Annotated in this window: 18 protein-coding genes; 8 read left to right on the forward strand and 10 right to left on the reverse strand. The window is 64.6% G+C overall.

What is annotated here, in order from left to right:
• Window positions 1-108: 108 nt before the first annotated feature.
• Entirely contained in the window at window positions 109-474 is a 366-nt protein-coding gene (locus tag GCT19_RS13040) for a BON domain-containing protein (RefSeq protein ID WP_152852174.1), read from the forward strand.
• 148 nt (window positions 475-622) lie between these two features.
• Here GCT19_RS13040 and GCT19_RS13045 read toward each other — a convergent pair whose 3' ends face one another.
• From GCT19_RS13045 to GCT19_RS13070, 6 genes are all read right to left on the reverse strand, one after another.
• Window positions 623-1,135: a cytochrome P460 family protein gene (locus tag GCT19_RS13045; RefSeq protein WP_152852175.1), complete on the reverse strand. Its 513-nt coding sequence runs from the start codon at window positions 1,133-1,135 to the stop codon at window positions 623-625.
• Window positions 1,136-1,151: 16 nt separating this feature from the next.
• Window positions 1,152-2,177, reverse strand: a complete 1,026-nt coding sequence (locus GCT19_RS13050) for an alpha/beta fold hydrolase (protein WP_321576799.1) — start codon at window positions 2,175-2,177, stop codon at window positions 1,152-1,154.
• Window positions 2,178-2,348: 171 nt separating this feature from the next.
• A complete protein-coding gene (locus GCT19_RS13055) occupies window positions 2,349-2,714 on the reverse strand; it encodes a response regulator transcription factor (RefSeq protein ID WP_152852240.1) in 366 nt (121 codons plus the stop codon).
• Between the two features lie 86 nt (window positions 2,715-2,800).
• A complete protein-coding gene (locus GCT19_RS13060; RefSeq protein ID WP_152852241.1) occupies window positions 2,801-3,499 on the reverse strand; it encodes a response regulator transcription factor in 699 nt (232 codons plus the stop codon).
• Window positions 3,500-3,632: 133 nt separating this feature from the next.
• Window positions 3,633-5,870 carry a PAS domain-containing sensor histidine kinase gene (locus GCT19_RS13065; protein ID WP_152852176.1) on the reverse strand — a complete coding sequence of 746 codons (2,238 nt, stop codon included), beginning with the start codon at window positions 5,868-5,870 and terminating at the stop codon, window positions 3,633-3,635.
• A gap of 228 nt (window positions 5,871-6,098) precedes the next feature.
• Window positions 6,099-6,767 (reverse strand): response regulator transcription factor, encoded by a 669-nt coding sequence (locus GCT19_RS13070; protein ID WP_152852242.1) that lies wholly within the window; start codon window positions 6,765-6,767, stop codon window positions 6,099-6,101.
• 354 nt (window positions 6,768-7,121) lie between these two features.
• Between GCT19_RS13070 and GCT19_RS13075 the strand changes: the two genes are divergently transcribed.
• The 5 genes from GCT19_RS13075 to GCT19_RS13095 all read left to right on the forward strand — a co-directional run bounded on the left by GCT19_RS13075 (window position 7,122) and on the right by GCT19_RS13095 (window position 18,330).
• The gene (locus GCT19_RS13075; protein WP_152852177.1) at window positions 7,122-8,288 is read left to right on the forward strand and encodes an MFS transporter; all 1,167 of its coding nucleotides are present in this window, start codon (window positions 7,122-7,124) and stop codon (window positions 8,286-8,288) included.
• An 878-nt stretch (window positions 8,289-9,166) separates the two neighbouring features.
• Window positions 9,167-10,012 carry an IclR family transcriptional regulator gene (locus tag GCT19_RS13080; RefSeq protein ID WP_152852178.1) on the forward strand — a complete coding sequence of 282 codons (846 nt, stop codon included), beginning with the start codon at window positions 9,167-9,169 and terminating at the stop codon, window positions 10,010-10,012.
• Between the two features lie 435 nt (window positions 10,013-10,447).
• The gene (locus GCT19_RS13085) at window positions 10,448-11,827 is read left to right on the forward strand and encodes an MdtA/MuxA family multidrug efflux RND transporter periplasmic adaptor subunit (RefSeq protein WP_026228063.1); all 1,380 of its coding nucleotides are present in this window, start codon (window positions 10,448-10,450) and stop codon (window positions 11,825-11,827) included.
• A gap of 23 nt (window positions 11,828-11,850) precedes the next feature.
• Window positions 11,851-14,985 (forward strand): MdtB/MuxB family multidrug efflux RND transporter permease subunit, encoded by a 3,135-nt coding sequence (locus tag GCT19_RS13090; RefSeq protein WP_018432295.1) that lies wholly within the window; start codon window positions 11,851-11,853, stop codon window positions 14,983-14,985.
• Between the two features lie 3 nt (window positions 14,986-14,988).
• A complete protein-coding gene (locus tag GCT19_RS13095) occupies window positions 14,989-18,330 on the forward strand; it encodes an efflux RND transporter permease subunit (protein WP_152852179.1) in 3,342 nt (1,113 codons plus the stop codon).
• Between the two features lie 17 nt (window positions 18,331-18,347).
• Here the strand turns inward: GCT19_RS13095 and GCT19_RS13100 are convergent, their stop codons facing one another.
• From GCT19_RS13100 to GCT19_RS13110, 3 genes are all read right to left on the reverse strand, one after another.
• Window positions 18,348-18,812: a hypothetical protein gene (locus GCT19_RS13100; RefSeq protein ID WP_018432297.1), complete on the reverse strand. Its 465-nt coding sequence runs from the start codon at window positions 18,810-18,812 to the stop codon at window positions 18,348-18,350.
• A gap of 70 nt (window positions 18,813-18,882) precedes the next feature.
• Window positions 18,883-19,446 carry a peroxiredoxin gene (locus GCT19_RS13105; protein ID WP_152852180.1) on the reverse strand — a complete coding sequence of 188 codons (564 nt, stop codon included), beginning with the start codon at window positions 19,444-19,446 and terminating at the stop codon, window positions 18,883-18,885.
• Window positions 19,447-19,616: 170 nt separating this feature from the next.
• Window positions 19,617-20,918, reverse strand: coding sequence for an EAL and HDOD domain-containing protein (locus tag GCT19_RS13110; protein WP_018432299.1), 1,302 nt, complete (start codon window positions 20,916-20,918; stop codon window positions 19,617-19,619).
• Between the two features lie 353 nt (window positions 20,919-21,271).
• On the opposite strand from GCT19_RS13110, the gene GCT19_RS13115 reads away from it, so the two are divergent.
• Both GCT19_RS13115 and GCT19_RS13120 read left to right on the forward strand, forming a co-directional pair.
• A complete protein-coding gene (locus tag GCT19_RS13115) occupies window positions 21,272-23,086 on the forward strand; it encodes a putative bifunctional diguanylate cyclase/phosphodiesterase (RefSeq protein WP_013089100.1) in 1,815 nt (604 codons plus the stop codon).
• A gap of 95 nt (window positions 23,087-23,181) precedes the next feature.
• Window positions 23,182-24,639, forward strand: coding sequence for an HDOD domain-containing protein (locus GCT19_RS13120; RefSeq protein WP_013089099.1), 1,458 nt, complete (start codon window positions 23,182-23,184; stop codon window positions 24,637-24,639).
• A gap of 100 nt (window positions 24,640-24,739) precedes the next feature.
• Here GCT19_RS13120 and GCT19_RS13125 read toward each other — a convergent pair whose 3' ends face one another.
• The gene (locus GCT19_RS13125; protein WP_018432300.1) at window positions 24,740-26,116 is read right to left on the reverse strand and encodes an EAL and HDOD domain-containing protein; all 1,377 of its coding nucleotides are present in this window, start codon (window positions 26,114-26,116) and stop codon (window positions 24,740-24,742) included.
• Between the last annotated feature and the right edge of the window lie 142 nt (window positions 26,117-26,258).

The raw sequence follows: 26,258 nt of genomic DNA on the forward strand, positions 1-26,258 counted from the left end.
TGGGCACCGAATGTCTGATAGAGAAGAGGCGGACAGCAGACTATGCTTTCGAGCGGGCAAGACCCACATTCAAGACTCCTCCTCAATCCCTCGTCAACAGGTGATTCCATGACGTTACGCCACAAGGCACTCACGGGTGCTCTCGCCGTTCTGCTGTCGTCGGCCGCACTCGTACAAGCTGCCACGCCCCCCGCCGACAACGCCGCTCCGACCAAAGAGCAGCTTCGCGCGGAGATGCGCGCCGATCGCGCCGCCAATCACGCACTGGCAAAGAAGGTTCGCGAGGCTCTGTTCAGTTCCAAAAGTCTGAACGACACGGACATCGCCGTATTCGCGAATACGCGCACGGGCAAGGTCACGCTCGCGGGCACCATTCTCGACGAATCGCAGGACCAGCTCGCTCAGGATGTCGCGTCGAAAGTGCCGGGCGTTCAGTCGGTGTCGAGCAAGCTGACGCTGTACGCAGCGCCCTGATCTTGCCGGTTTCATCGTGGGAGATCGCGCCGGCAATGCCGGCGCATTTCGATAGGCTCATCGAGCGGGAACGGCGGCGCCGACGGTACGCCAATGATCCTGCGGAAAGCCGGAAGATCGTGGGCAAGCTGCCGCTAATGCGTTCAGGTCAACGCGCGTATCGCGTGAAAACGTAGTCGCGATCCTTGACAAGCGCGGCATGGCACGCAAAGCACGTCTGATGCTGCGCGGCATCCGCGGGCACACCGTTGACGAACCGTCCGAAGCCCCAACCGCCCGTCGATGCATAGCGGCGTGAGTCCTTCACCATGACCTGCACCGTCGTCGGTTCGCCCGGCACGGTCGCCGGCGCAAAGTCGTCCGACTGCTTCTTTCTGTATGCCAGCTTGACCAGAACGGTCCCGTCCGGAAACGGCTGCGTGGCGCTCTCGATTGCCTTGATCGCGAGTGGATTGCCCAACACCACGCGCAGTTCGTCGAGCGGCGCGGCTTCCTCCGCCGGGGCAACCATCTGCCATTGCCGGTAGCCTTTGGGAATCGTCACGCCATAGATGGGCGACGGCGTGCCCATTGCATCGGCGGCCACGGCACCCTGATTCGCCGCTGCCGCCAGCACGAGCGCCGTTGCGACAAGCGGCGCCCTGAAGTGAGCGAGCATCATTTCGCACACTCTTCCGTTAAAGACGCTGGACTTGCAGCAGCGCGTCGGCGAACGCCTTGGGCGCCTCTTGAGGCAGATTGTGGCCAATGCCACCGCTGATGTCGCGGTGCTGGTATTTGCCGGTGAACTTCGCGGCGTACGCGGCCGGCTGCGGATGCGGCGCGCCGTTGGCGTCACCTTCGAGCGTGATGGTCGGCACCGCGATCGCCGGCGACTGCGCAAGCTTCTTCTCGATGTCGTCGTACCTGGCCTCGCCGCGCGCAAGCCCCAGACGCCAGCGATAGTTGTCGATCACCACCGCCACATGATCAGGGTTGTCGAACGATGCCGCCGTGCGTTCGTAGGTTGCATCATCGAAGCGCCACTGCGGCGACGCAAGACGCCAGATCAGCTTGTTGAAATCGTGACTGTTCTGCGCATAGCCTGCCTGGCCGCGCGCCGTGGAGAAATAGAACTGATACCACCAGGCGAGTTCGGCCTGCGGCGGCAGCGGCTTCTCGTTGGCCGCCTGGCTGCCGATCAGATAACCGCTGACGGAAACGAGCGCTTTGCAGCGCTCGGGCCACAGCGCCGCGACGATATTGGCGGTGCGCGCGCCCCAGTCGAATCCGCCGATCACCGCCTGCCTGACGTTCAGCGCGTCCATGAACGCGACGATATCGACGGCGACAACGGCTTGCTGTCCATTGCGCGGAGTGTCCGCCGACACGAATCGCGTCGGACCATAGCCGCGCAAATACGGCACGAGCACCCGATGCCCGGCCGCCACGAGTATCGGCGTGACCTCGGCGAAGCTGTGGATATCGTAGGGCCAGCCGTGCAGCAGGATAACGACCGGACCTTCTTTCGGGCCCACATCGACGTAGCCGATGCTCAAACCATTTGCTTGAACGCGGCGAATCTCTCCGAAGGAAGCGGCGTTCGTGCTCGCGGACACCGATTGCGCGTGAGCGAATCCGGCAACTCCCGATCCCGCTACCGCAACGCCGGCAAGGCCGGTTCTCAGAATTTGCCGGCGACGTTCGTTAATCAGTTTTGCCACGCTCCATCTCCTCTCGAGTAGTTTAAAGTCGACTCGATCAAGCTTATGGGCAGACGTGACATGGCACCATCCGATCAACGGATCGGACTATACGGCGATCGGTTTAGCGCCCTATACGCAGGTATATCCGCACGCGGAGCAACGGCCTCGCTATTGCGCCGAAGTACTGAGCTACTTGCAGTTTTCACCTAGCGCAGACTGGAGTGCCGCGAGAAGTGCGGTATCGCTAAAGGGCTTGAACAGACAATCAGACGCGCCCTGCGCGAGCAGGCGCTCGCGAACGGCTTCGTCCTTGTGGGCGGTGATGAAGACAACGGGAATCTTCTGGCCGAGACGTTTCAACTCGGAAAAAAGCCCGAGTCCGCCCTTCCCGGTCATGTTGACGTCGAGGACCAGACAATCGGTCTGATCGACGACGCCGGACGCAAGGAAAGCTTCCGCCGACGCGAACACGCTGACCGCATATCCGAACATTCTCACCAGATCCGGAAGCGATTCCCGCACCGCTTCGTCATCATCGACCACCGTTACCAGCATGATTTCCCGCAATCAAGTCTCGTTGAGTCCATTACTCCGCTCGAAGCATGCACGAAGCGGAGCGGCTGATCCACGATACCTTGGTATCAATCGAATGAAAAACTCTTCGGCGCGCCGACACGCGAGTTGAACTGGCCGCCCACCTGGGCGGCCATGATCACGAGGTCCGGCAGCGAGTTCGCCGCCATCTTCTCCATCAAGCGGCCACGGTGGCCTTTGACCGTGATCTCGCTGATACCTAGCTCGGCCGCCACCTGCTTGTTGAGCAACCCGGAAACCACCAACGCCATCACTTCACGCTCGCGACGAGTCAGCGCGGCATAGCGAGCCCGCAGCGCGGCATGTTCGCTCGCCGCTTCGATCGCGTGACGGCTATGTTCAATGCCGTCGCGAATGGCCTCGAGCAAAGCTTCACCGTTGAACGGCTTGGTGAAGAATTCGATCGCGCCGGCTTTCATGGCCCGCACGGTAACGGGCACATCGGGGTAGCCGGTGATGAAAATGATCGGCATGTCGGCGCGGTCGGCCACGATTTGCCGCTGCAGATCCAGACCATGCAGATCCGGGAGAGAGACATCGAGCAGCAGGCAGCTTGGTCCGCAAACACGCGGGTGCGCGAGAAATTGCCGGGCTGATCCGAATACCCGCGGCTGCCATCCCGCGCTGCGAATCAGCAGTTCAAGGGATTCGCGCACGGAGATGTCGTCATCCACGACGAACACGACAGGAACCGCCTGCGGGGTACTCGTGGACACGCGGTCCTGGGTTTCGCCAGGTCTCTTCATGGCATACCTCGCTAATATCGGTCGCCGATTCGTGTGAAGGCACCGAATGAATCCTGGTCCGAACACCGGACAATGCCGGATTCGCTGATGCGCATCCATCATACAGAGGTATGTATATGCCCGTTATCCGCCTTTACCCGCCGTATATGGGAAGACAGAATGCGAAGCTCGCGCCGGGCCCCTCCTTCGGCAAAGCCGCCCAAAGACGCCCGTTGTGGCTTTCGATGATCGACCGGCTGATCGCGAGACCAATGCCCATGCCGTCATTCTTGGTCGTATAAAAGGCATCGAAAAGCCGTTCCGTGTGTTGCGGATCGAAGCCGATCCCTGCGTCCTGCACGGTCAAACGAACCATCCCGTCGGACTCGGCCTCCGTCTTGATCGACATGCGGCGCGGCCGATCGTCGACGCTGCTCATCGCATCCGCGGCATTGCGCAGCAGATTCATGATCACCTGTTGGACCTGTACCCGATCACAGCCGACCAACGGCAGCCCGTCCGCGAACTCCGCGCGCACGCTGACCCGGTCCCGGTCCAGATCGCTCTGCATCAGGGCAACGACCTCGCGCGCCGTATGGCCGAGATCGACTGCCTCGAGCGTCACGCTGCGTTTGCTGAAGAGCGCACGCAAGCGCGCAATGACATCGGCCGCGCGGTTGCCGTCGCGGATCGTGCGCCGCGCGGTCTCCTGCGCCCCTTCGATATTGGCGGGCACCGCGGCCAGCATGCGAAGACAGGTGCTGGCGTTGGTCACGATTCCCGACAGCGGCTGGTTGACTTCGTGGGCGATCGAAGCCGTCAACGCGCCAAGGCTCGTTATCCTCGCGACATTCAAAAGCTCCGAGCGCGCCTTGTCGAGCGCCTCTTCCGAGCGACGGCGCTGGCTGATATCGAGAGCCGTGCCGATGTATTCGCGGCGTCCCGGACGGTCAGTCGCGCGATGCCCGAGCAAATGCACATGCTTGACGGACTGGTCGGGCATCAACAGGCGATACTGGCTCTCGACATCGCTATCGCCGCGTTGCACCTGTTCGATCAACTGAAACGCGAGACCGACGTCCTCCGGGTGATAGCGCGCGACGATACGATCGAGCGTCACCGTGGTGCCCGGCTCGAACTCGAAGATGTGATAAAGCTGATCCGACCAGGCGATCTCGCCGGTATCGACGTGCCACGAGAAGTTGCCCATTCTCGCCAGCGCCTGACCTTCGGCGAGAAATGCTTCGCTGCGCCGCAGTTCCTCCTCCGCACGCTTGCGATCGTCGATGTCGATGTTGACGCCGTACCATTTGACGACCTTGCCGTGCTGGTCGCGCAATGGGCTGGTGCGAAACAGAAACCATCTGTACTGGCCGTCGTAGCGCAGCATTCGCGCCTCCGCTGCGCCGGGCAACTGACTGGCCATCACGGCGCTCCACACCGACATCAGCCCAGCCCGGTCGTCCGGATGCACCGAGTCCATCCATCCGTAATCTCGCACCTGCGACAGGGTTCTGCCGAGATAATCGAGGTAGTGCTGGTTGTAAAACTCGCCGGTGCCGTTCAGGCGCGCTGACCAGATCAGCGCGGGCAGTGCATTGATTGTCTCGTTGAGGTGGCGCTCGCTCGCGGCGAGCGTGATTTCCGCACGCTTGCTGTCCTCGATATCGATCGACAGAAAGAACCAGCGCAGAATGCCGCCGTCCCGGCCGCGCAACGGAAATCCGCGCACGTTGAACCAGCGGTAGCTTCCGTCGGCACGCCGGTAACGGGTCTCTACATTGTGCGCGGCGCCGCTCGCGAGCGATGCTTCCTGTGCGACGATCACCGCCTCGAGATCTTCCGGATGAATGAACCCGCCGCTCCGCCACGCTTTGAGTTCCTCGAACGACTTTCCGAAGTATTCCGACGTGAGCCGATTCTGGGCTTCGACTTCGCCTGTTGGCGACATCACCGTGACGGGCACGGGAATGCTCTCGACGATCAACTGCAGGTCGAGCTCCCGGCGCTTCAGTGCTTCCTCCGCTCGCTGCAAGTCCTCGACGTCATTGCAGATTCCGCACCACCGGACGATCCGCCCTTCGGCATCACGCAGCGGACTGATCTGAAGCACGAACCGACGGTACTGGCCGTCGAAGCGCCGTAGACGCACCGGAATTTCACCCGGCTCTGCGGACGCCAGAATGGCGGTTTGCCGCTCGAGCAGCTTCGGCAAGTCGTCGGCGCTGGTCACGTCGCGCCACTGCCAGTCAGACGAAGTGCCGAGCACGCGTCCTGTGTATTCGGACCACTTTCGGTTAACGAAGTCGACCCGACCGTCGGGCAGCGCGGTCCAGGCCATCACAGACAGCGCATCGAGGACGATGCCGGGATCAATTGCCAGTCCCATCATTGTTTTGATTTTGCGAGCAGGCGCGAGATTCTCAAACGTTCGCCGAAACCTGCGTTCAGGTGCGTAGTTTGGTGCGACCAGAAGGTTGCGCGATTATCCCATGCGACGAATGTCATCGCAATTGCAATGGGTGCGCAAAAGGCGGGCTGATCAAAGCCGCATTGAGGTGGTATTGAAGACCGCGAAGTTGGCTGATTGCCACGTTGCGGGCGTCATTCGCACCCGCCTTTACTGCCCGGATGGACCAACGCCAAGCGCAACGGTTTTACGCACGAGGTCGGCAACGGAGCGCACATTCATTTTGCGCATTGCCTGGCCCCGATGAATCTTGACCGTCACCTCGGCGATGCGCATTCTGGATGCGATCTGCTTGTTCATCAGACCGGACGCGACGTTGACCAGCACCTCCCGCTCGCGAGGCGTCAGCGCGCCCCACCGTTCGCGAGCCTCGAACAGCGAGGTATCCGCTTCGAGGCGTCGTGCGTCGCACTGCAATGCCGTGACCACCGCGTCGATCATGTCCTGATCGCGGAACGGCTTGGTGAGAAAGTCCAGCGCCCCCGCTTTCATCGCCTCGACCGTCATGGCGATATCGCCATATCCCGTCATGAAGACAACGGGCATCGGAGCGCGTTGCTGCGTCAATAGCGACTTCTGCAACGCCAATCCGCTTTGGCCACGCAAGCGCACGTCCAGCACGAGGCACGCTGGCCCCGGGCCTTTGGGCGCCGCGAGGAACTCCTCAGCGGAGCGAAAGGCGTCGACTTCCAGGTCGATCGAGCGCAGCAGACCCGTTAGCGCTTCGCGTACCGAATCGTCGTCGTCTACGACATAGACGATGCCCGCGGTTCTGTTGGCTGCGGTGGTAGCGGACCACGCGGTCTCAGTATTTAGCATCACGATAGTCTTCTACGACGATACGGTCTGCGAATGGGGCCATCGCAGACACCCTCGATATCAGTTGGACTTCAATACCTGACTCGACAGTTGCAGGGAATAGCCGCCCGGTTGCCGGCCGGGATGCGGTCATCCCTGTCACGTCAAGCCTGAAGCTTACATGGGGCGTAATGAAGAGGCTCTAGTACTTTGGTATTGGAATTCGCGTCGAGCGGCCTGAATCGGAATGTCCAGGGCATACAGATTTTTCGGATGGTGAGCTAATACCTTGGTATGAGTTAGTCGTTCGGGACCGTCTGAGCGCCGGCTGGCGGATTAATATGTCTGCCCTTGTCGATCAATAGAGTTCGACGCATGCAACCATTCCACGCTCTTTTCGTTCTACTCGGCACGCTGCTCGCCGCCAGCGGTTATGGCGCGACGTTTCTGCTGTCGATGCATTTCCGCTCCGCCGGCGGAACCGACCTGAATACCGGCGTCGCGTTGGCGCAAGCGGTGATCGGCACGTTCGTGAGCTTTCCGCTGGTCGACTGGCTCGCGCCGCGCGTCGGCGCGGCGCGATTGTCCGCGTTCGCGGCACTATGCCTGGGCGCAGGTGTCGCGGCTTTCACGGTAATCGCGCCAGAGCATGCGATCGGTTTCGTCCCCGGGTTCCTTGTCGGTTTCGGCTGGGGTTCCTTCAGTCTCGCCGCACCCATGGCACTGGCCGAACGAACCACGAATACCGATCGTGGCTCGTGGTTCATGCGGTTCGGCACGATACAAATGGTGGGCATCGGCACCTGTCCCGCGCTAGCCGCGTTCGCGATCCGCTCGCTGCACTGGACCGTGACGAGCGTGCTGCTCGTCGTCGCGGGGCTGTGCATGGTTGGTTCGTTGATGCTGGAAGTGTTCGCACGGCTGTCGCCGAATCCCGCACCGCACACGCAAAAGCCATGGGCACTCAATTCCGGCGCCATACTCCGCACGCGCGCGGTTTATTCGATCGCGATGATTGGCTTGTGCGCCTGCGTTTTCTCCGGCTTATTGACGTTCCAGATGTCGCTCGTTCAGGGAACTGGCTCGCACGCCGGTACGTTCTTCAGCTTCTATACCGTGACGGTCATTCTCGCGCGCTGGCTGCTCGGACGGCTCGTGATCAGTTCGCGGCGTGAAATCACGACGAAACTCGTGCTCATGTTGATGCTGCTTGGCATTGTCGCAATGTTCGCCGTTCCGTATCACACGCTCTTTCACCCGACCAGCGCCGTGCTGTTCGGAACCGGCTACGGCCTCGCCTACCCCGTGATCCAGGAACAGGCTGTCAACGATTCCGACGCCCTCCATCGTCACGCCGCGCTGACATGGTTCATCGTCGCTTACTCGCTCGGTGCGTTCGGCTTTCCGGCCGTCGGCGGCTGGGTGCTCGTGCACGCTGGAAAGAGCGCGTTGACCGCGCTGATCGCGATGTGCGGCATGTCGGCGCTCGTGCTATCCGTGCTCCGCGACAGGCGAAGCCTTGCAGCGCAATTCAGCTCGTGAGCGCCACGCGGGGTCTCCGGTGGTAACGCGCCGGTGCGTCGTTCTCGCGTAACGAGAAAAGTCGGCAACAGGCTCGCGCCCCACATCGCCATCTGCATCGCCCACTCGAAGCGCATCGACAGCAGGCGTGGCGCGAGCGCCGGAAACAACAAATAGAAAAAGAACACCGTCGACAACGATCACGACGGAATGTTGAATGACAGATAAAAGGGATTCCTCTCCTGCAATATCAGAAGCTGCAAAACCGCATTGACGGATACTTCAACGCCGCTCATGGTTTGGCAGGATTTAACAGTTCAGATGAAGCGACTTGAGCGACTTAATACGGGGCGCCGATTTTTGCGACGTTCGTCGAACTCTCCGTGGGCGGAAATTCCCGACAACCTGGAGTTTGCGTGCTCTGATAGCCCTTGTTCGAGTGAACCCGAGGGATACCACGACGGCCACCGTGCCATTGAAAATCAGGCTTCAGCTGTTGGGTGCTGAGCGATGACCCAAAAAAAAGGCGTCACGTTGCCGTGACGCCTTAAAAAGTTCTAGCCATTCCGAGGGCCGTGCTAGAACCTGAGAGAAGGTATTCGAAAGGCGCAAGCGCATTGGAGGGCGATCGATCCTGGATTCCGGGATTTTTCCGCTCGCAGGCACCAAAACGCAGCGGACAAATGTGACTTTCGAAATGAGGTTCCATTTTTTATGGTTATGCTGACTAAGTCAAGCAAAAAGATACCGTCGCTGATCGATCGGCAATTTCTTCCGATACAATAATTTTCTAAAACATATTTGAATGGATGCCCCGGTTTGGAGATGCCCCCGCCCCGCGCGGACGGTCGTCAACAGGTTAACGAACGAGCAATTTGAAATACTGTTCCAAAAAAAGCATGAACCGATCCACACCCAACCAAACCGTCACCGCCAAGGTCCCTGCCAGCAAAGACCGAGATGGCCCGGGCGATGAAGTCACCGCGCTCGCGCGCGGCCTGACCGTATTGCGTGCCGTCGCCGCCGCGCACGCACCACTCAGCAATCGCGAACTCGCCGAATTAACCGGGATTCCGAAGCCCACCGTGTCGCGCATCACCGCGACGCTCGTCGGCGCCGGTTTCCTGCTGCGACTGCCCGAAAGCGAGCGCTTCGTGCTGACCTCGTCGGTGCTCGAACTGAGCAACGGCTTTCTGCGCAACTTCGACATCCGCTCGCGCGCGCGGCCATTCCTGATCGAACTCGCGGAACGCACCGCGTTGTCCGTGCATCTGGCGGTGCGCGACCGCTACGACATGGTCGTCATCGACGCGATCCGGCCGCGTTCGGCGGTGCTCGTATCGCGACTCGAGATCGGCTCGCGCATGAGCTTGACGCGCACCGCGGTCGGCCGGGCGTATCTCGCCGCGCTCGCGCAACCGGACCGCGACCGTCTGCTCGTCGGTCTGCAGACGGCCGAAGGCGACGATTGGGGCTACATCGGCAGCCGTCTCGCCAGCGCGATCCAGGACACGCTCGAGCGCGGCTTCGCGATTGCCACCGGCGAATGGTACAACGGGCTGAACGCGATCGCGCTCGGCTTCGTCGGGCCGTCGGGCGAGCGCTACGCGGTCAATTGCGGCGGCTCGGCCGATCAGTGTCCGCGCGACTGGCTGATCTCGGACGCCGCACCCGCGCTGCTCGAATGCATCGACAAGATCGTGCTGGAGATCGGCGGCACGCCGGGGCGCCGGCTCGACGAATAGCCCGGCGGCGGCAACCGGCGCCAACGCGGCGCCCCGCGCAGGCCGAACGCGGCGCCGGCCGCCTGCGGTCTGCGCAGCGACGAAGGCATCGCGCCCACCTTTACCCTACAATTCACCAACAGCCTGTAACCTTCGTAATTAACCGAAAAATACGCGGCTGGACTGTTACAGACGCCGCAACGTACGATCACGCATCCCGTCGCGGGACCGCGCCGCGAGCCGCGAGCGCCGTCGAAACGGCCTCGCCGATCCGTGATGATTCCGCATTGCGTTAACATCTCTGTCCCGCGCCTCGGATAGCATCGCGCTAAATATTGCGCGGCGCGCGCCGCCACGACCGCCTGACATGCCGCCCATATGCCGGCCCGCCGTCTTTCGAACGGCGGCGAGCGCATCGGCGGCTCACATCACAAAGCCAGCCACCTGACCGAACCGATGGACGAACAACAAAAGCACCCGGAAACCCAACGCCCTGCCGCTTCCCAACCGTCCGCGAGCGGCGCGCAATCGAGCGCGCCCGGCGCGGTGAAACGCCACCGCGGCCGCACTGTCGCGCTGATCGTCGCGGCGCTGGTCGTGCTCGGCGTCGTACTGTGGCGCTGGCATCCGTGGGGCAGCCCCGGCAGCGGCGCGAGCGCGCCGGGTGCCGCGAGCGGCGCGCGCAGTGGCCGCTTGGGCCGCGGCGGTCCGAACGCAATGGCCAACATGCCACAGCCGGTGCACGTCGCCGCCGCGACGCAGGGCGAGATGCCGGTCGTGCTGACCGCGCTCGGCACGGTCACGCCGCTTGCCACCGTCACGGTGCTGCCACAGCTGAGCGGCGTGCTGCAGGACGTCTATTTCAAGGAAGGCCAGATGGTCAAGAAGGGCGACGTGCTGGCCCAGATCGACCCGCGTCCGTATGAGATTTCGTTGCGCAACGCCGAGGGCACGCTGGTGCGCGACCAGGCGCTGCTCGCCACCGCCCGTCTCGATCTGAAGCGTTATCAGACGCTGCTCGCGCAAGACTCGATCGCGAGTCAGCAGGTCGACACGCAGGCGTCGCTGGTGCGGCAATACGAAGGCACGGTGAAGGCCGACCAGGCGAACGTCGACAGCTTCAAGCTCGACCTCGTATACGCGCGCATCACCGCGCCGGTGTCGGGACGCGTCGGTCTGCGTCAGGTCGACCCGGGCAACTACGTGACCTCGGGCCTCGCCAACGGCATCGTCGTGATTACGCAGCTCGATCCGATCAGCGTGTTGTTTACGACCTCCGAAGACAATCTGCAGCAGATCATCCAGCACACGCGCAACGGCGAGTCGCTGTCGGCCACCGCGTACGACCGCAGCAACACGCATCCGCTCGAAGTCGGCTCGCTGAAGACGATGGACAACCAGATCGACACCACCACCGGCACGATCAAGCTGCGCGCGATCTTCGAGAACAAGGACAACGGCCTGTTCCCGAACCAGTTCGTCAATACGCGTCTGCTCGTCGATACGATCAAGGACGCGGTGATCGTGCCGACCTCGGCGGTGCTCAACGGCTCGCAGGGTACCTTCGTGTACATCGTGAAGCCCGACAACACGGTCACCGTGCGCCAGGTCAAGGTCGGCCCGGTCGATGGCGAGCGCACCAGCATCCAGTCGGGTCTCGCGGTCGGCGAACGCGTCGTGATCGACGGTTCGGACCGGCTGCGCGAAGGCTCGAAGATCACGATCCCGGCCGAACGGCCGCGTGGCGCGTCCGGCGCGCACGGCGCGAGCGCTCCGGCGGCCGCCTCGGGCGCGCACGAGCGTCGCGGCCGGCGCGCGTCGCAAGCATCGCAATAAAGTAAAGGCACGGCACTTACCGCATGAATCCATCCCGCGCTTTTATTCTGCGTCCCGTCGGCACCGCGCTGCTGATGGCGGCGATCATGCTGGTCGGCCTCGTCGCGCTGCGCTTTCTGCCGCTGTCCGCGCTGCCCGAGGTCGACTATCCGACGATCCAGGTGCAGACCTTCTATCCGGGCGCGAGCCCGGACGTGATGACGTCGTCGGTGACGGCGCCGCTCGAGCGGCAGTTCGGGCAGATGCCGTCGCTGAACCAGATGTCGTCGCAAAGCTCGGCCGGCTCGTCGATCATCACGCTGCAGTTCAGCCTCGACCTGCCGCTCGACATCGCCGAGCAGGAAGTCCAGGCGGCGATCAACGCGGCGGGCAACCTGCTGCCGTCCGACCTGCCCGCGCCGCCGATCTACGCTAAGGTCAACCCGGCCGACGCGCCGATCATCACGCTCGCGATCACGTCGAAAACGCTGCCGCTCACGCAGGTGCAGGATCTCGCCGACACGCGTCTCGCGCAGAAGATCTCGCAGGTCGCGGGGGTGGGTCTCGTGAGCCTGTCGGGCGGCCAGCGCCCGGCGATCCGCATTCAGGCTAACCCGCGCGCGCTCGCCGCGTACGGGCTGAATCTCGATGATCTGCGCACCACGATCTCGAACCTGAACGTCAACACGCCGAAGGGCAATTTCGACGGCCCGACGCGCAACTACACGATCAATTCGAATGACCAGCTGACCGACGCCGACGAGTACAAGAGCGCCGTCGTCGCGTACAAGAACGGCCGCCCCGTGATGCTGACCGACGTCGCGAGCATCGTGCCGGGTCCGGAGAACACGAAGCTCGGCGCGTGGGTTAACGACACGCCCGCGATCATCCTGAACGTGCAGCGCCAGCCGGGTGCGAACGTGATCCAGGTGGTCGACAGCATCAAGGCGCTGCTGCCGCGCTTGCAGCAGTCGCTGCCCGCCGCGCTCGAGGTCGAGGTCGTCACCGATCGCACCACCACGATCCGCGCGTCGGTGCGCGACGTGCAGTTCGAACTGGCGATGTCGGTCGTGCTGGTCGTGCTGGTGATGTACCTGTTCCTCGCCAACATCTACGCGACGATCATTCCGAGCCTGTCGGTGCCGCTGTCGCTGATCGGCACGCTCGCGGTGATGTACCTGTGCGGCTTCTCGCTCGACAATTTATCGCTGATGGCGCTGACCATCGCGACCGGCTTCGTCGTCGACGACGCGATCGTGATGATCGAGAACATCGCGCGCTACGTCGAGGAAGGCGACTCGGCGCTCGAAGCCGCGCTGAAGGGCTCGAAGCAGATCGGCTTCACGATCATTTCGCTGACGGTCTCGCTGATCGCGGTGCTGATTCCGCTGCTCTTCATGGGCGACGTGGTCGGCCGCCTGTTCCATGAATTCGCGATCACGCTCGCGGTGACGATCGTCATCTCCGCGGTCGTGTCGCTGACGCTCGTGCCGATGATGTGCGCGAAGCTGTTGCGCCACACGCCGCCGCACGACAGTCACCGTTTCGAGGCGAAGGCGCACCGCTTCATAGACTGGGTGATCGCGCGCTACGCGGTCGCGCTCACGTGGGTGCTGAACCGTCAGCGCTCCACGCTGGTCGTAGCTGTCCTCACGCTGGTGCTGACCGGCCTGCTGTACGTGTTCATACCGAAGGGCTTCTTCCCGGTGCAGGACACCGGCGTGATCCAGGCGATCACGCAGATGCCGCAGTCGGTGTCGTTCGCGTCGATGGCCGAGCGACAGCAGGCGCTCGCCGACCAGATCCTGAAGAACCCGGACGTCGAAAGCCTGACCTCGTTCATCGGTGTGGACGGCAGCAACATCACGCTGAACAGCGGCCGCATGCTGATCAATCTGAAGCCGCGCGACGACCGCAGCAACGCCGCGAGCGAAGTGATCCGCCAGTTGCAGAAGGACGTCGCGCATATTCCGGGCGCGTCGCTGTACATGCAGCCGGTGCAGGACCTGACGATCGATTCGACGGTCAGCCCGACGCAGTATCAGTTCATGCTGACCGATCCGAACATCGGCGAATTCACCACGTGGGTGCCGAAGCTGGTCGAGCGCCTGAAGCAGTCGCCCGAACTCGCCGACGTCGCGACCGATCTGCAGGACAACGGCCGCTCGGTGTTCATCGAGATCGACCGCGCGACCGCCGCGCGCTTCGGCATCACGCCGGCCACGATCGACAGCGCGCTGTACGACGCGTTCGGCCAGCGCATCATTTCGACGATCTTCACGCAGTCGAACCAGTACCGCGTGATTCTCGAAGCGCAGCCGACGATGCAGCACTACACCACGTCGCTGAACTCGATCTACCTGCCCTCTTCCACGGCGGCGGGCGGCCAGGTGCCGCTGTCTTCGATCGCGAGGTTCATCGAGCGGCCCGCGCCGCTGCTGGTCACGCACCTGAGCCAGTTCCCGGCCACCACGGTGTCGTTCAACCTTGCGCCGGGTTCGTCGCTCGGCGCGGCCGTGAAGGCGATCGAACAGGCCGAAAAGGACATCGGCCTGCCCGCGTCGTTCCAGACGCGCTTCCAGGGCGCGGCGCTCGCGTTCCAGGCGTCGCTCGCGAACGAGCTGTTCCTGATCCTCGCGGCGATCGTCACGATGTACATCGTGCTCGGCGTGCTGTACGAGAGCTTCATCCATCCGATCACGATCCTGTCCACTCTTCCATCGGCCGGCGTCGGCGCGCTGCTCGCGCTGCTGATCACCGGCCACGATCTCGACATTATCGGCATCATCGGCATCGTGCTTTTGATCGGTATCGTGAAGAAGAACGCGATCATGATGATCGACTTCGCGCTCTACGCCGAGCGCGAGGAAGGCAAGCCGCCGCGCGAGGCGATCTACCAGGCGTGTCTGCTGCGTTTCCGGCCGATCCTGATGACCACCCTCGCCGCGCTGCTCGGCGCGCTGCCGCTGATGCTCGGCACCGGCGCGGGCTCTGAGCTGCGCCGGCCGCTCGGTATCGCGATCGCCGGCGGCCTGATCGTGAGCCAGCTGCTGACGCTGTTCACGACGCCGGTGATCTACCTCGCGTTCGATTCGCTCGGCCGCCGGCTGCGCGAGCGCTTTAACCGCGGCGATTCGTCCGGTAGCGCCACGCCGCCCGCCACCGATGCAGGGAACTGAGCGATGAACCTGTCGCGTCCATTTATTTCCCGTCCGGTCGCCACCACGCTGCTGGCGATCGGCATCGCGCTGTCGGGCGTATTCGCGTTCACCAAGCTGCCGGTGGCTCCGTTGCCGCAGGTCGACTTCCCGACCATCTCGGTGCAGGCGACGCTGCCTGGCGCGAGCCCGGAGACCGTCGCGACCAGCGTCGCGAGTCCGCTCGAGCGGCATCTCGGCTCGATCGCCGACGTCACCGAGATGACGTCGCAAAGCTCGGTCGGCTCGACCCGCATCACGATGCAGTTCGGCCTGAACCGCGACATCAACGGCGCCGCGCGCGACGTGCAGGCGGCGATCAACGCGGCGCGCGCCGACCTGCCCGCGAGCCTGCGCAGCAATCCGACCTACCACAAGGTCAACCCGGCCGACGCGCCGATCCTGATTCTCGCGCTGACGTCGAGCACGCGCACGCCCGGCCAGCTCTACGATTCGGCCGCCACGGTGCTGCAGCAGTCGCTGTCGCAGGTGCAGGGGGTCGGCGAAGTGGACGTGAGCGGCTCGGCGAATCCGGCGGTGCGCGTCGAGCTGCTGCCGCATGCGCTGTCGCACTACGGCATCGGCCTCGAGGACGTGCGCGCGGCGCTCGCCTCGGCCAACGCGAACAGCCCGAAAGGGGCGATCGAGTTCGGCGAGAACCGCGTGCAGCTGTACACCAACGACCAGGCCACCAAGGCGTCGCAGTACAAGGATCTGGTCATCGCCTATCGCAATGGCGCGCCGGTCAAACTCTCCGACATGGGCGAGGTCGTCGATTCTGTCGAGGACCTGCGCAACCTCGGCCTCTTCAACGGCAAGCACGCGGTGCTCGTGATCCTGTACCGGCAGCCGGGCGCCAACATCATCGAGACCGTCGACCGCGTGAAGGCGATGCTGCCGCAGCTGCACGCGTCGCTGCCCGCCGACGTCGAAATCTCGCCGACCTCGGACCGCTCGACGACGATCCGGGCGTCGCTGAAGGACACCCAGCGCACGCTCGTGATCGCGGTCGCGCTGGTCGTGATGGTCGTGTTCCTGTTCCTGCGCAACTGGCGCGCGACGCTGATTCCGAGCGTGGCCGTGCCGATCTCGATCATCGGCACGTTCGGCGCGATGTACCTGATGGGCTTCTCGCTCGACAACCTGTCGCTGATGGCGTTGACCATCGCAACCGGCTTCGTCGTCGACGACGCGATCGTCGTGCTCGAAAACATCTCGCGCCACATCGAGGACGGCGTGCCACGCATGAAGGCCGCGTTCCTCGGCGCGCGCGAGGTCGGCTTCACGGTGATGTCGATCAGCATCTCGCTCGTCGCCGTGTTTCTGCCGATCCTGCTGATGGGCGGCATCGTCGGGCGGCTGTTCCGCGAGTTCGCGCTGACGCTGTCGCTCGCGATCGCGGTGTCGCTAGTCGTCTCGCTGACGCTCACGCCGATGATGTGCTCGCGGCTGCTGCGCGAGCCGCACGAGAAAAAACAGGAAAGCCGCTTCGGCCGCTGGCTCGAACGCGGCTTCACGTCGATGCAGCGCGGCTACGAGCGCACGCTCGGCTGGGCGCTGCGGCATCCACGGCTGATCCTCTTCGTGCTGCTGCTGACCATCGGGCTGAACGTCGCGCTGTACATCATCGTGCCGAAGGGCTTCTTCCCGCAGCAGGACACCGGGCGCCTGATCGGCGGCATCCAGGCCGACCAGAGCACGTCGTTCCAGGCGATGAAGGGCAAGTTCTCGCAGATGATGGACATCGTCAGCAAGAACCCGGCGGTCGACAGCGTGGTCGGCTTCACCGGCGGCCGGCAGACCAATTCGGGCTTCATGTTCCTGTCGCTGAAGCCGAAGAGCGAACGCAAGCTGTCCGCCGACCAGGTGATCCAGCAACTGCGCGCGCCGCTCGGCGACGTGGCCGGCGCGCGCACCTTCCTGCAGGCGGTGCAGGACATCCGCGTCGGCGGCCGGCAATCGAACGCGCAGTATCAGTTCACGCTGCTCGCCGACTCGACGCCCGATCTGTACAAGTGGGGGCCGAAGCTCACCGAGGCGCTGCAGGCGCGCAAGGAACTCGCGGACGTGAACTCCGATCAGCAGCAAGGCGGTCTCGAAGCGATGGTGACGATCGACCGCGCCACCGCCGCGCGCCTCGGCATCAAGCCCGCGCAGATCGACAACACGCTGTACGACGCGTTCGGCCAGCGCCAGGTGTCGACGATCTACAACCCGCTCAACCAGTATCACGTCGTGATGGAAGTCGCGCCGCGCTACTGGCAGAGCCCGGAGATACTGAGCCAGATTTACGTCAGCACCTCGGGCGGCAGCGCGAGCGGCGCGCAGACCACCAACGCGCCGGCCGGCACCGTGACGTCCAGGGCGACCACCACGGCGGCCACGACGAGCGGGGCCGCCGGCGGCGCGGCAACCGGCGGCACCGCAGCCACCACCACGACCAGCGCGGCCAGCATCGCGGCCGACTCGGCGCGCAACCAGGCGATCAACTCGATCGCGGCGAGCGGCAAGTCGAGCGCGTCGTCGGGCTCGCCGGTGTCGACCGCGAAGGAAACGATGGTGCCGCTGTCGGCGATCGCCAGCTTCGGGCCGGGCACCACGCCGCTGTCGGTCAATCACCAGAGCCAGTTCGTCGCCTCGACGATCTCGTTCAACCTGCCGCCGGGCGTGTCGCTGTCCACCGCCACGCAGGTGATCTACGACACGATGGCCGAAATCGGCATGCCCGCCACGATCCACGGCAGCTTCCAGGGCACCGCGCAGGCGTTCCAGCAGTCGATGTCCGATCAGCCGATCCTGATCCTCGCCGCGCTCGCGGCGGTGTATATCGTGCTCGGCATCCTGTACGAGAGCTACATCCACCCGCTGACGATCCTGTCGACGCTGCCGTCCGCGGGCGTCGGCGCGCTGCTCGCGCTGCTGCTGTTCAAGACCGAGTTCAGCATCATCGCGCTGATCGGCGTGATCCTGCTGATCGGCATCGTGAAGAAGAACGCGATCATGATGGTGGACTTCGCGATCGACGCGTCGCGCAAGGGGCTGTCGTCGCGCGACGCGATCTACCAGGCCTGTCTGCTGCGCTTCCGGCCGATCATGATGACCACCTTCGCAGCCATGCTCGGCGCGTTGCCGCTCGCGTTCGGCAGCGGCGAAGGCGCGGAGATGCGCGCGCCGCTCGGTATTTCGATCGTCGGCGGCCTGATCGTCAGCCAGATGCTGACGCTCTATACGACGCCGGTCGTCTATCTGTATATGGATCGCATCCGCGTGCGCTGGGAGGCGAGAAAGGCACGCCGCGCGGGTGGCGCGGCGCCGACGTCGTCATGATGTAGTGGAAGTGGCGCTCACAGCTTCTGCTCGATGGCCAGCGAGAAGATCCGCTGCCATCGGCGCGCCACCCGCTCGTTCGACATCGGCACGAGCCACTCGCCGCGCCGTGTGTCCTTGACCTTCACCGCGAGCCGCGCCTGTGCGTCGCGGCCCTGTGCTTCGGCGCCGAGCAGATCCGCGAAGATATACGCACCCTGCTCGTCGCCGACGCGAATCTCGCAAAGCCGCTTGGCCGCCGCGAGCCGCACCGAACCCCAACTGCCCTTCAGCTCGTGCGTCCAGTCGCCGTCGCGCACGTTCGGCGCGACTTCGCGGCGCCGCTGCCGCCAGTACGCGAGCGCACCGGCAATCAGCAACGCAACCAGTACCGCCACGCTTTCCGCCACCGCCAGCCCCAAACTGGCCCGCAGCGCATCGAAGGCGCGTACCGCGCCGTACCCCAGCGCGACCAGCGCAATCAACGCAACGAGAATCGGCATCGCAAGCTCATCCGGTAAATGGTGTTAGCCTGGCACGAGCAACAGGCGATGCCGCGCGCGCGCCCTTCACTCACTGCCCCTTATGCGCGGCCGCCCACTCCTTGAGCGCGTTCAGCGTGTTCTCGACATGCTTGTCGGGCTGCAGGCTCGTGTACTCGTAGATGATCTTGCCTTCGGGCGAGATCACGTACGACACGCGATTCGCCATGCCGGCCTTCATCGGCAAGGCCGCGTCGTATGCGTTGATCACCTTCGCGTCGGCGTCCGCCGCGACCGGGAATTTGCTGCGGCATTCGCTGACCGAGAACTTCGTCAGCGTATCGATGTTGTCGTGCGACACGCCGATCACCGTCGCACCGTACTTCTTGTATTCGTCGACCGCATCGGCGAACTCGTGCGCCTCGATCGTGCAGCCCTTCGTGAACGCGGCCGGATAGAAGTACAGCACGACCGGCCCCTTCTTCAGCTGATCGGCCAGCGAATACGTGTAGGTCTTGCCGCCGAGCGAGGCCTCGGCGGTGAACGCCGGTGCCGTATCGCCGGGCTTCAGGGTTGCCGAGGCGAGCGGCGAATGCATTGCGAATCCGAACGCCATGACGGCGGCCAATACCGCCGGTATGTGTTTTGTCTTCATCTGCTCCTCCATGCGTGAGCGCACGCAGTTGATCCGGTCCATCGAAGCAGCTTCGGCCGGCGTTACAGGCCGCCGCTGAACGGTCTATTGGACCACGGATGCGCACGCGGCGTCGGTGGGCGCCCGGAACACAAGCAAATCGAAAGGGTGCGGCGCGCGGGCCCAGCGCATCAAGCGTCCGGCTCCGCCACGTGCGCGCCGAACCACGCCGCCGCCGACAGATTCAGCTGCGATAGCACGTCGGGCGTCAGCGCGTGAAAGCCCGCCGCCGTCGCGACCGGCGCGGCGTCACCGCCCTCGCCCGCGACCTCGGCGATCAGCAGCAGCGCGCCCAGTTCGCCCTTGCGCGCGACGATCGCCTCGCGGATCTGCGGCGCGAGTCCGAGCTTTTCGAGCACCGCGTCCGGCGTACTGTCGAGCACGATGTGCACCAGCGAAAAAATCCCGGTCATGAACGCGGCATCGGCGAATTCGCCGTCGGCCGGACGCAGCCAGTTCGCGGCAAGCTCCATGAAGCGCGAGCGCGTCGCGGCCAGTTGCACGAGCGGATCGGCGCGCCACGGCAGGTCGCCGGTGTCCGCGTACAGCAGCAGTTGCGCCCAGCGCGCGATCTGCCGCGTGCCGGTCGCGATGATCGCCTCGCGCAGCGACGCGATGTTGCGCCCGAGGCCGAACGCGCTCGAATTGACGAGCCGCAGCAGTTGCACGACCACGCCCGGATTGACCTTCAGCTCCGCCTCGAGCTCGACGATGCCGGCGTCGCGCGACAGCAGCGCGAGCAGCCGCAGCAGGCCCGGGCGCAGCGAGCGGTTGCGCGGCGCGGCCAGCACCTGCGGCCGCGCGAAGAAGTAGCCCTGGAACAGATCGAAGCCGAGCTCGTGAGCGAGTGCGAAGTCCTCGCGCGTTTCGACCTTCTCGGCGAGCAGCGTCTTGCCGTAGCCGCGCAAGGCCGCAGCGAGCTCGGCGACCTTGCGGCGCGGCGTTTGCAGGAAGTCGATCTTGACGATGTCGGCGTACGGCAGCATCGCCCTCAGCTCGTCGGTCAGGTCGTGCACGTCGTCGAGCGCGACCTGAAAGCCGGCGCAATGCAGCTCGTCGAGCCGACGCGCGAGCGAAGCGTCGTAACGCACCGTTTCGAGGATTTCGAGCACGAAGCGCTCGGGCGGCATCAGATGGACGATGTCGCTAAAGAGCAGCCCGCGGTCGATATTGACGAAGCCGCGATGCTGACCGAGCACGGCCGGCACGCCGATTCCGCCGATCGTGCGCGCGACCACCTGCGCGGTGGCCTGCGCGTCGTCGCTGATTTCGGCGTAGTTGTACGTTCCGGCACGGAACAGCAGCTCGTAGGCGTGAAGCGCCCCATCCCGATCCAGAATCGGCTGGCGGCCGACATAGACGTACTGGGGGACCGCGTCCGGGTGCCCGCGCTCAGGATAGCCGGCCGACGCGCCGGCGGCGACATCACGCACCTCGACGTCCCGCGGAACGGGCCGTGGGGCGCTGGCGGACCTGATGACGGAGCGTTCGAAGATGGATCATCGGTGCAAGGTTCGGAAAGTCTACGCAGCGCGACGCCTCAGCGCCGCCAAATTAAGGGAGATTCGCCGTATTAACGGCCGCGAAGCGGCGTCACTTTAACCGAATCGTCCCGGCGACGGCAGCGGCCGAGGCATTACCAGATGTTTTTCTCCTCGCGCCGCTAAAGATTTCCCCGCTAGCGTCGTTATCTCGTTCTGATGGGGCGGCCTGCTATCTCCCGGCCGCCCGGACCGGCGGACAAGCAGCCCCGCCCGCGGACGAACCCAGGTTGCCAGCGACGAACATGGAAGCGAACACGATCACCGCGCCCCGCCGGGGCTCCTTGCGCACGGTCATCGACCGGCTGCGGACGTTCGGCCGGCGCGAGGACGACGACCGGCCGAGCAGCGCGAACCGCCCGCCCCCACTGGAACAGGTGGTAGGCGCGGTCGACCTGCTCGCCCACGTCGACGATGCGCTGCGCTTCATCTACGTGTCCGACGCGAGCCTGCGCTTCATCGGCTATCACCGCGAATACCTGAAAACCGCGACGCTGCACGATCTGGTCGCCCCCGCCGACGTGCCGCGCCTCGATGCGCTGCTCAAGCAGGCGGCGGCCTCGGGCAACGTCGAGAAAGCGACGCTCGGGCTCGTCAAGTCGCTGACCTATCCGATCACGGTCGAGCTGCGGGTCGTGCGCAGCAGCCACGACGGCGTCGACGGCTACGCGATCGCCGGCTTCGACGTGTCGTCGTGGCGCGCCACCGAAGAGCGGCTGACCCAGGCGCTGCATCTGGACCGGCTGACCAGTCTGCCGAACCAGTCGGGTCTGGTGCACGCGCTGCTCGACGCACAACAGAAGGCCGACGCGCACGGCACGCCGGTCGCGCTGCTGCTGCTCGATCTCGACGACTATCAGCGGGTGAACCGCGCGCTCGGCTACGACGCCGGCGACGAGATGCTGCGCGACACGTCGCGGCGCCTGTTGAACATGACGAGCCCGAACGAAACGATCGCGCGGATCGCCAGCGACGAGTTCGCGATCCTCGTGAAGCCTGCCGCGAGCCGCACCGACGCGGCGGCCGCCGCCGAAGCGCTGGCGCGGCGTCTGTTGACCGCGATCCAGCAGCCGTACGTGTTCAAGGGTCAGCAGGTCCATCTGTCGGCCAGCATCGGCATCGCGCTGTACCCGGACGTGCGCCATGCCAACGACACCGGCGGCCACGATACCCACCTGCTGCGCTGGGCCGACCACGCGCTGTTGCAGGCGAAGGCCGCGGGCGGCAACACGCTCGCGTTCTACGTGCCGGACGACAACCCGGCCGACGCCGAGCGTCTGAAGCTCGAGGCCGACCTCTACGACGGCGTACGCAACGGCGAGTTTTCGCTACACTTCCAGCCGATCACGAGCAGCCGCACGCGGGGCGTGGTCGGTGTCGAGGCGTTGATCCGCTGGACGCATCCGGTGCATGGCCTCGTGCCGCCGTCGATGTTCATTCCGCTCGCGGAGTCGATCGGGCTGATCAACTTCCTCGGCAACTGGGTGATGAAGGTCGCGTGCATGCAGCTGATCCAGTGGGACGCGAAGGGCATCCCGCTGCAGTACGTGGCCGTCAACGTGTCGCCGCAGCAGTTTCGCGATCCGCGCTTCAAGGACTCGGTGCGCGAGGCGATCGAGCTGACCGGCATCGATCCGCGCCGGCTCGTGTTCGAGATCACCGAAAGTCTGCTGATGCACGACCCGGCGCACGCGAAGGGCTTGCTCGAAGACCTGACCGCGATGGGCATCCGCTTCGCCGTCGACGACTTCGGCACCGGCTATTCGAGCCTCGCGTACCTGCAGCGCTTTCCGCTCGCGAAGCTGAAGATCGACCGGAGTTTCGTCGAGAATCTGCTAACCTCGCGAAACGATCAGGCAATCGTTAGCGCTGTGGTCGGCCTTGCGCAGACGCTCGACCTCGAACTGGTTGCCGAGGGCGTGGAAACGGAAGCGCAGCGCACCCTGCTCACCGAGATGGGCTGCGATCACATTCAGGGCTGGCTCGTCTGCAAGGCGTTGCCGTCCGAAGAACTCGCGCAGCGCTTCGAAACGCGCGAGCTTCAACTGCACGGCGCATAACGGGCGATGCAGACACGACGCCCAGGCAGCGGAACAAGCCGGCTCACGACCGGCATGGCATTCACTGGAACACGTATGGTTTTTGCGGGACACACATGGTAAAGGCGGCAGTGCTCGACCGGCTCTGGACGCGAATGAGCGAGCGCGGCGATTTCCCTATGCTGTCGCAATCGCTGCGCACCACCATGGCGGCAGTGACCAACGACGACCTCGACTTCACCGGCCTCGTGCAAGTGGTGCTGTCGGACTTCGCGCTCACGCAGAAGGTGCTGCGGCTCGCGAACTCGGCGATGTATATGGCGTTCGGCGGCAACATCACGACCGTGTCGCGCGCGCTGATGGTGCTCGGCATGGATGCGGTCGGTCACCTCGTAGTCGGTCTGAAGATCGTCGATCACTTTCATCAAAGCGCGCCGCGCCGCATCGACGCGAAACTCGAATTGAACCGCACGCTGCTGTCGGGCTGCGTCGCGCGCAAGCTGACCGAGCGCGGCGACCTGCGCGCCGGCGAGGAAGCGGTGGTCTGCACGCTGATGCGCCAGATCGGCAAGCTGCTGGTCGTGTTCTATCTCGACGCCGAGTGGGACCAGATTCGCCGCCATATCGACGGCGGTGCGCTCGAAGCCGATGCGTGCGTGCTCGTGCTCGGCGTCACTTTCGATGAAATCGGCGCCGAAGCCGCGGTGCGCTGGCGTCTGCCCGACACGATCCGCTCCGGCATGGGCGAGTTCGATCCCGAGGACGTGACACAACCGCGCCAGGTGCAGTGGCTGCGCGCGATCACCAACTACTCGACCGCGGTCGCCGACGTGCTCACGCAGCAGAACATGCCCGAGGGGGAACGCGAGGCACGCATCGGTGAGCTTGCGCACGAGTACGGCAGCGTGCTGAACACCGACCCCGAGGTGCTGCTGCAGATGAGCGTCGCGCTCGCGCGCGAGGATGGCGGCGACAGCGTGATGCGCGAAATCGTCGAGCTGCGCGCCAATGCCGATGCGATCGCGCGCGAGGCGCTGACGCCCGAGGCGCGCATCGAGGTCGGCGTGCAGGATCTGCGCGGCCTGCCCGAAGGCAGCCCGCTCGCGCCGGCGCTCGCGATGGCCGCCGAGACCGTGCTCGCGGCGCTCGGCTTCGCGCGCACCGTGGTCTACGTCAAGCATAGCAACGGCACGTTCAGGGCGCGTATCGGCTTCGGGCCGAAGATCGACGCGGCGCTGCCGAAGCTCGCGTTCAACACCGCGTTCGAGCCCGACGTGTTTCATCTCGCGATCGCGAACTCGGTGGGCATCTTCATCGAGAATGCGCGCGATCCGAAGATGGTCGCGCGGCTGCCGGAGTGGTTCCGACGCTCGTTCGACGACGCGCGCGCGTTCGTGCTGCTGCCGATCATCGACGAAACCGATCAGACCGTCGCGCTGCTGTACGGCGACTGGTCGCATACGCAGGAGGCACGCCGCATCTCGCAGAAGGAGATGGGCGTGCTCAACGAACTGGCAAAGGAGTTAGGACGTTTTTTCGGCCAGGGGCAGATGCGGGAAATGGAGACGATGTGAAGACATGGCGTGATCGCTGATCACTCCGCTTCACTTTGATCCTTTCCGTGTTTGCCCGAAAACGATTTTATCCGGGCACCGTGTGGGGCTTTTACCCCACTCAATCCTCGATCCGCTCCAGCCCTTCCGCGCTGCGATCCGCGACGCCGGCCCATGCGCCGGCCGCGAGACCCATCTGCGCGACCTCTTCCAGCGTCAACGGCGCAAGACGCTCGGATAGCGTGGCGACGCGCTCCCATGCGCCGCCTTCGAGCGCCTCGACCGCGCTCAGCAGCAGACCCAGCCTGCCCTCGCGATGCAGGATCGCGGCCTGGATCGGCCGCGACAACGTCAGGATGTTCAGCGTTTTTTCGAGCGAGCCGCCGAACACCGCATCGACGAACGAAAACACGCCGGTCAGGAAGGCCGCGTCGGCTTCGTCGCGGCCCGCCTCGGGCATGCGCTCGATCGCGAGCTCCATGAAGCGCGCGCGCGTCGCCGCAAGTTGCAGCAGCGGATCGTCTTCGAGCGCGACCTTGCGGCCGTCGGCGTAGAGCAGCAGCTGCGTCCAGCGCGCGATGCGGTCGGTGCCGGTCGCGTTGATCGCGTCGCGCAGCGTCGTCACCTTGTGACCGACCGCGAGGCCGCTCGAATTCGCGAGCTTCATCAAATGCATGACCAGCACCGGGTTCAGCTTCAGCTCGGCTTCGAGCTGCGCGACCGTCGGGTCGCCCGCGAGCAGTTGCAGCAGATTGAGCAGCGCGTGGCGCGGCGCGCTGACGCTGCGCGTCGACGCGCTTTGCGCCCGCGCGAAGTAATAGCCCTGGAAGCGGTCGAAGCCGAGCTCATGCACCGTTTCGAAGTCGGCCTGCGCATCGACACCCGATGCGAGCAGCAGCTTGCCCGCCGACTTCAGCACGCTCGCGAGCTTCGGCAGCAGCGCGCGCGGCGTATGCGGGACGTCGATCTTGACGACTTCGGCGTACGGCAGCAGCTTCGCGAAAGTCTCATTGGGCTGCGTGACGTCGTCGAGCGCGAAGCGGTAGCGGCGGCCATGCAGATACACGATACGCGCGATCAACTCGTCATCGACTTCGAGCGAGGTGGACAGCTCGAGCATGAAGCGCTCGGCGGGAAGTCGCAGGATCGCGTCATCGAGCAGCAGCTCGCGGTTCACGTCGACGTAGGCCGGATGGCCGGTCAGCGCGCCGCGCACGTCGCTTTGCACGAGCCCGCGAACGATCGCGCGCGCAACGCGTTGCACCGGCGTGGGCGCGCGGCCCGGCGACGCGTCGGCGTCGGGATGAAGATCGGTATCGGTTGCTGGGGCGCTGAGGTCCGCGTCGGCGAGCGGCAGCTCGGGCGCACGCACCTTGATCTCGTAGCCGCACAGCATGCCGTCCCGATTCAGTATGGGCTGCCGCGCGTAGCTGGCGGTGAGCGACGCGTCGTCGGTCGTGCCGCTGTCGCTCAGAGTCTCGATTGCGATGGTGGTCATTCCAGTCCCCCGCTCGGCGCCGCTGGCGCCTGGCCGCTATGTTCTGTTTTTCGCTGCACGTACGCGCGTTTCTATGACGTTGGAAGCTCGTCGACGCGCGGCAGCGTGCGTCGCAATTTTATCGCAGCGTCATTGGGCACGA

Source organism: Paraburkholderia atlantica (assembly GCF_009362785.1).
GTDB lineage: Bacteria > Pseudomonadota > Gammaproteobacteria > Burkholderiales > Burkholderiaceae > Paraburkholderia > Paraburkholderia atlantica.